At 78.7% G+C, this 6,281-nt stretch carries 6 protein-coding genes; all 6 read left to right on the plus strand.

Annotated elements, in window-relative coordinates:
- Positions 1-103 precede the first annotated feature (103 nt).
- Genes WDV06_RS35785 through WDV06_RS35810 form a run of 6 tightly spaced genes read left to right on the plus strand, consistent with a single transcriptional unit; the run spans position 104 to position 6,199 of the window.
- Positions 104-757, plus strand: coding sequence for a D-glycero-alpha-D-manno-heptose-1,7-bisphosphate 7-phosphatase (locus WDV06_RS35785; protein ID WP_395513990.1), 654 nt, complete (start codon positions 104-106; stop codon positions 755-757).
- The gene (locus WDV06_RS35790) at positions 754-1,809 is read left to right on the plus strand and encodes a glycosyltransferase family 9 protein (RefSeq protein ID WP_395513991.1); all 1,056 of its coding nucleotides are present in this window, start codon (positions 754-756) and stop codon (positions 1,807-1,809) included. Before WDV06_RS35785 ends, WDV06_RS35790 begins: the two co-directional genes overlap by 4 nt.
- Positions 1,806-2,771 (plus strand): glycosyltransferase, encoded by a 966-nt coding sequence (locus WDV06_RS35795; RefSeq protein ID WP_395513992.1) that lies wholly within the window; start codon positions 1,806-1,808, stop codon positions 2,769-2,771. The genes WDV06_RS35790 and WDV06_RS35795 overlap by 4 nt, the downstream gene beginning before the upstream one ends.
- Positions 2,768-4,045, plus strand: coding sequence for a glycosyltransferase (locus WDV06_RS35800; RefSeq protein WP_395513993.1), 1,278 nt, complete (start codon positions 2,768-2,770; stop codon positions 4,043-4,045). The genes WDV06_RS35795 and WDV06_RS35800 overlap by 4 nt, the downstream gene beginning before the upstream one ends.
- Before the next feature lie 55 nt (positions 4,046-4,100).
- Positions 4,101-4,772: a D-sedoheptulose-7-phosphate isomerase gene (locus tag WDV06_RS35805; RefSeq protein ID WP_395513994.1), complete on the plus strand. Its 672-nt coding sequence runs from the start codon at positions 4,101-4,103 to the stop codon at positions 4,770-4,772.
- Complete coding sequence (locus tag WDV06_RS35810; protein WP_395513995.1) at positions 4,769-6,199, plus strand: PfkB family carbohydrate kinase; 1,431 nt, start codon at positions 4,769-4,771, stop codon at positions 6,197-6,199. Before WDV06_RS35805 ends, WDV06_RS35810 begins: the two co-directional genes overlap by 4 nt.
- The last annotated feature ends 82 nt before the right edge of the window (positions 6,200-6,281 follow it).

A 6,281-nucleotide genomic window follows, 5' to 3' on the forward strand; every position in this document is an offset into this window, starting at 1 on the left:
ACGGCTGTCCGGCGGCGGGCCGCGCCGGTGCGGCCGACGGCGCCCCGGAGTGCTCGCGCCTCCCGGCGGGTCCCGCGGGGCCCCCGGAGCCGGGCGGTGCGTCATGACGGGCCCCGGCGTCCCGCGGGCCGTCGCGGAGCCCGGCGGCCCCCGCCCTGACGGGCCCTGGGTGTGGTCCCGGGCGGGCCGCGCGCCCGGGACCGCCCGGTGCCACGGGCTGCCGCAGGCGGTGCTGTTCGACCGGGACGGGACGCTGGTGGTGGACGTGCCCTACAACGGCGACCCCGAACGGGTCGAGGCCATGCCCACCGCGCGCCGGGCCCTGCGCCTGCTGCGGGCGAGCGGGGTCGCCGCCGGCGTGGTCAGCAACCAGTCGGGGGTCGGCCGCGGGCTGCTGACCCGGCGCCAGGTGGAGGCGGTGGCCGACCGGGTGGACACCCTCCTCGGCCCCTTCGCCCTGTGGGCCGTGTGTCCGCACCGGCCGGAGGACGGCTGCGGCTGCCGCAAGCCCGCCCCCGGACTCGTCCTGGCCGCCTGCGCGGCCCTGGGCGCCTCCCCGCTCCACACGGTGGTCATCGGCGACATCGGCGCCGACCTGTCCGCCGCCCGCAGCGCCGGCGCGACCGGCGTGCTGGTGCCCACCGCCGTGACCCGCCCCGAGGAGGTCCGGGACGCAGCCGGGCACACGGCCCGCGACCTGCTGGCCGCCGTACGCCTGGTCCTGACGCCCCGCCACCCCGGAGGTGAGCCGTGGTGACCCGCGCGCCCCGCACCCTGGTGGCCCGCCTCGACAGCGCCGGCGACGTCCTGCTCGCCGGGCCCGCCGTGCGGGCGGTCGCGGCCGGGTCCTCGTACACCGCCCTGCTGTGCGGGCCGCAGGGCGCCCCGGCCGCCGCGCTGCTGCCGGGGGTGGACCGCGTCCTCGTCCACGAGGCCGCCTGGGTGGGCCTCGACCCGCCGCGGACCTCGCGCGAGGAGTGCGACCTGCTGCTCGACGCCCTGGCCGGCGACCGCTTCGACCGCGCGCTCGTCCTGGTCTCCTACCACCAGAGCCCGCTGCCCACCGCCCTGCTGCTGGCCATGGCCGGCATCGCGGACGTCGCGGCCGACTGCGCCGACTATCCCGGCTCCCTGCTGTCCCTGCGCCACCGGCGGCGGGCCGGACGCCACGAGGCCCAGGCCGCCCTGGACCTGGCCCGGGACTTCGGCTTCCCCCTGCCGCCCGGGGACGACGGCGGCCTGCGGGTCCTGGAGCCCCCCGACACCGTCGGGCTCACCGGCCCGGACCCCTACCTCGTGGTGCACCCCGGCGCGGCGGTCCCGGCCCGGGCGTGGAGCCCCCGCCGGGCCGCCGGGGCCGTCGCCGCGCTGCACCGGGCCGGCCACCGCGTGGTGGTCACCGGCGCGGCCGGGGAACGCCCGCTCACCGCCGAGGTCGCGGGGCGGCACGCCCTCGACCTCGGCGGCGGCACCCGGGACCTCGGCGAACTCGCCGGGGTACTGGCCGGAGCCGGGGCCGTCGTCACCGGCAACACCGGCCCGGCCCACCTGGCCTGCGCCGTCGGAACGCCCGTGGCCTGCCTGTTCGCCCCGGTCGTCCCGCCCGAGCGCTGGCGCCCGTACGGGGTCCCGCACGTGCTGCTCGGCGACCAGGACGCCGCCTGCGCCGGCACCCGGGCGCGGGTGTGCCCCGTGGCCGGGCACCCCTGCCTGGACTCGGTCCGCGACGAGGACGTGCTCGCCGCGGTGGACACGCTCCTGGCCGGCCCCGTCGGCCGGGGCACGGCCGACGGAGGAGCGGCACCGTGAACATCCTGCTGTGGCACGTGCACGGCTCCTGGACCACCGCGTTCGTCCAGGGCCCGCACACCTACCTGGTTCCCGTCACCCCCGACCGCGGCCCGGACGGCCTGGGGCGCGCCCGTACCTTCGACTGGCCCGCCACCGTCCGGGAAGTAACCCCTCAGGAGCTGGCCTCCGAGCCCGTCGACGTGGTGGTGCTCCAGCGCCCCCACGAGTGGCGGCTGGCCGAGCAGTGGCTCGGCGGCCGCCGGCCGGGCCGCGACCTGCCCGCCGTCTACCTGGAGCACAACACCCCGGCCGGGGAGGTGCCCCGCAGCCGGCACCCCGTCGCCGACCGCGACGATGTCACCCTCGTCCACGTCACCCACTTCAACCGGCTCTTCTGGGACAGCGGCAGCACCCGCGCCGAGGTGATCGAGCACGGGATCGTCGACCCCGGGCACCGTTACACCGGCCGGCTCCCCCGGGCGGCCGTCGTCGTCAACGACCCTGTCCGCAGGGGCCGGTTCACCGGCACCGACCTGCTGCCGGCCCTCGCCGAGGCGGCCCCGCTGGACGTGTTCGGCATGCGCACCGACGCCCTCGCCGCGCACCTGGGCCTGAGCAGCGACCGCTGCCGCACCCAGGAGCTGCCCCAGGCCCGGCTGCTGGGGGCGCTGGCCGAGCGGCGCCTGTACCTGCACCCGGTCCGCTGGACCTCCCTCGGACTGTCCCTGCTGGAGGCCATGCACCTGGGCATGCCGGTGGTGGCCCTGGCCACGACCGAGGCCGTGGAGGCGGTGCCGCCCGGCGCGGGAACCCTGTCCACCCGGCCCGAGGAGCTGGCCCGGGCCGCCCGCCACTACCTCGACGAACCGGAGGCCGCCCGCGAGGACGGCACCCGGGCCCGCCGTGCCGCGCTGGGCCGGTACGGCCTCCCGCGCTTCCTGTCCGACTGGGAGCGCCTGCTGACGGAGGTGCGTTCATGACTTCGACCATCCGCTCCCACGGCCCCCGGCCGCTGTCCGTCGCCCTGGTCTCCGAGCACGCGAGCCCGCTGGCCTCCCTGGGCACCGTCGACGCGGGCGGCCAGAACGTGCACGTGGCCTGTCTCGCCGGGGCGCTGGCGGACCGCGGCCACCAGGTGGCGGTCTACACCCGGCGCGACGCGCGCCGGGTGCCCGACGTCGTCGAACTCCGGCCCGGTGTACGGGTCCACCACGTGCCGGCCGGTCCGCCGGAGCACGTGGCCAAGGACGACCTGCTGCCCCACATGGGTGCGTTCGGCACCTGGCTGCTGGCCGAATGGCGGGAGCGCCCCCCCGACGTGGTGCATTCGCACTTCTGGATGTCCGGGGTCGCCTCGCTGGTCGCCGTACGGGACCTGAAACTGCCGTTCCTGCACACCTATCACGCCCTGGGCACGGTCAAGCGCCGCCACCAGGGGCCCTGCGACACCAGTCCGCCGCAGCGGATCGCCTACGAGCGCGACATCGGGCTGCGGTGCGACCGGGTACTGGCCACCTGCCGCGACGAGGTGGACGAACTGGTCCGGATGGGCGTTCCGGCCGGCCGGGCCGACGTCGTGCCCTGCGGCGTCGACCCGGAGCGCTTCCGCCCGGAGGGGTCCCGGGCCGGGCGCGACCCCCGCTACCGGCACCGGCTGGTGCAGCTCGGCCGGCTGGTGCCCCGCAAGGGGACGGCCGTGTCCATCGCCGCGCTGGCCCTGGTCCCCGACGCCGAGCTGGTCGTCGTCGGCGGGCCGCCGGCCGGCCGGCTCGACGAGGACCCCGAGGCGCGGCGCCTGCGCGCGCTGGCCCGGGACGCCGGGGTGGCGGACCGCGTCCGCTTCCTCGGCGGGCTCACCGGCGAGGACGTCCCGGCCGTGCTGCGCAGCGCCGACCTGGTGCTCTGTCCCGCGGACTACGAGCCCTTCGGCATCGTGCCCCTGGAGGCCATGGCCTGCGGCCGGCCCGTGGTGGCCAGCGCCGTGGGCGGACAACTGGACACGGTGGTCCCCGGGGAAACCGGTCTGCTGGTCCCGCCCGGTGACCCCGGCGCGCTGGCCGGCGCCGTGTCGGAACTGCTCGCCCGGCCCGCGGTCCGCGCGGCCTACGGGGCAGCCGCCCGCAGCCGGGCGCTGGCCCTCTACGGCTGGGACCGGGTGGCGGCCGCGACGGAGCGCTCCTACCGCTCGGTGGACTCCGCCCGCCGCTCCCCCACCGCCGCGCGGACCGGCCCGGCCCGCACCGCGGCCGCGTGAACCCGTACCGCTTCCGGAAGGAGGTGGGGCCGGTGCCCGGCGCCGGCCCGACACCATGAACCCCTACACCCACGAGTCCTCCGAACGCCCCGCCGCCCCGGCGGGCGGCGTGCGGGACCACTGCTCCGCGCTGCTGGCCGCCCTGGACGGCATGTGCCACGACGGCGCCGACCTGCTGGAGCGCTGGGGCCCGGCGCTGGCCGGCGTCCTGGGCGGCGGCGGACGCCTGCTGGCCGCGGGGAACGGGGGCAGCGCGGCCCAGGCCCAGCACCTGACGGCCGAACTCGTCGGCCGGTACCGCAGGGAACGGCCGCCGTTCTCCGCGATCGCGCTGCACGCCGAGACCTCCAGCGTGACGGCGATCGGCAACGACTACGGCTACGAGCAGGTCTTCGCCCGGCAGGTGGCGGCCCACGGCCGGCCGGGCGACGTCCTGCTGCTGCTGTCGACGTCGGGGCGCAGCGGCAACCTGCTGGCTGCGGCGGCCGCGGGCCGCGACCGCGGCATGCGGGTGTGGGCGCTGACCGGCCGCGTCCCCAACCCGCTGGCGCTGGCCGCCGACGAGACCCTGTGCGTCGACGCGGCCTCCACGGCCACGGTGCAGGAGGCCCATCTGGTCGCCGTGCACCTGCTCTGCGAGGCGTTCGACGCCGCCCTGGAGGCGGCGCCGCCGGAGGCGTCCGGTGCCGCCCGGCGGGTGTGCGTCGTGGACGGGAGGATGCCGTGAGGACGTCGGGACCGCTGGTCGTGGTGGGGGACGTGCTGCTCGACCGGGACATCACGGGGGTCGCCGACCGCCTGGCGCCGGACGCCCCCGCCCCGGTGGTCGACGTCACCGGGGACCGGTTCCGGCCCGGCGGCGCAGGCCTCGCGGCCGTCCTCGCGGCCCGGTCCGGGCGCGCGGTGGTCCTGGTCACGGCGCTCGGACGGGACGCGGCGAGCCGCCGGGTCCGCCGTGCGCTGCGGGGCCGGGTCACGCTGGTGGAACTGCCGCTCGACGGTTCGCTGCCGGTCAAGACCCGGGTGCTGGCCGGGGGGCGCCCGCTGGTGCGCATCGACCGGGGCGGCGGCCGGGCGGGGGCGGCCACCGCGGAGTGCGCCCGGGCGCTGACGGCCGCGCGCACGGTGCTGGTCGCCGACTACGGCCGGGGCGCGGCCGACGCGCTGCGCCCGCTGCTGGAGGGGGCAGCGCGTCGGGGTGCCGTGGTGTGGGATCCGCATCCGCGGGGCGGTCCGCCGGTGCCGGGTGCCCGCCTGGTCACCCCGAACGCGGCCGAGGCGCGGGCGCTGTGCCCCGGGGACGACGGCGCGGGCTCGCTGGGCGCGTACGCGCGGCGCGGCGCGCTGCTGGCCGCCCGCTGGCGGGCGGCTTCGGTGGTGGTCACGCTCGGCGAGCGCGGGGCCCTGCTGACGCGGCCGTACGCGGAGGCCCCGCTGCTGGTCCCCGCTCCGTTCCGGGCGGTCGGGGACACGTGCGGGGCCGGCGACTGCTTCGCGGCGCACGCGGCCGCGGCGCTCGCTGACGGGGCCCTGCCCGAGGAGGCCGTCCGGCACGCGGTGACGGGGGCGACCGCGTTCGTGGCGGCCGGCGGTGCCTCGGCGGCGGCCCTGTGGGGCGGCGGGCCCGGTGCGGTACCCGCCCGTGCGGGGGCGGCGGCCGGGCTCGGGGAGGCCCTGGCGCTGGCGGGGGAGGTGCGCTCGCGCGGCGGCACGGTGGTGGCCACGGGCGGCTGCTTCGACCTGCTGCACGCCGGTCACGTGGGTCTGCTGGAGAGCGCCCGGCGGATCGGCGACTGCCTGATCGTGTGCGTGAACTCGGACGCGTCCGTGGCCGGTCTGAAGGGGCCGGGCCGGCCGCTGACCCCGCTGGCCGACCGGATGCGGGTGCTCGGGGCGCTGGGCAGCGTGGACGCGGTGGTCGCCTTCGAGGAGCGGACCCCGTCCGCGCTGCTGGCGTTGCTGCGGCCCGACGTATGGGTCAAGGGCGGCGACTACGCGGTGGACGACCTCCCGGAGGCGGCCCAGATGGGCGCGTGGGGCGGCCAGGCCGTCGTCCTGCCCTACCTCGACGGCCGCTCCACGACCTCCCTGGCCCACCGGGCGGCGGCCTCGGCGGGCGCGCCCCCCGCGACGGCCGGCCCGGCCGCCCCGTGACGCCTCCCGCCCGTCAGAAGGAAAGACCCCCGCCGTGACCGCAACGCGCGTACTCGTCCTCAACTCCGGCTCCTCGTCGGTC

It is taken from the genome of Streptomyces racemochromogenes (assembly GCF_044129415.1).
Lineage (GTDB): Bacteria > Actinomycetota > Actinomycetes > Streptomycetales > Streptomycetaceae > Streptomyces > Streptomyces racemochromogenes_A.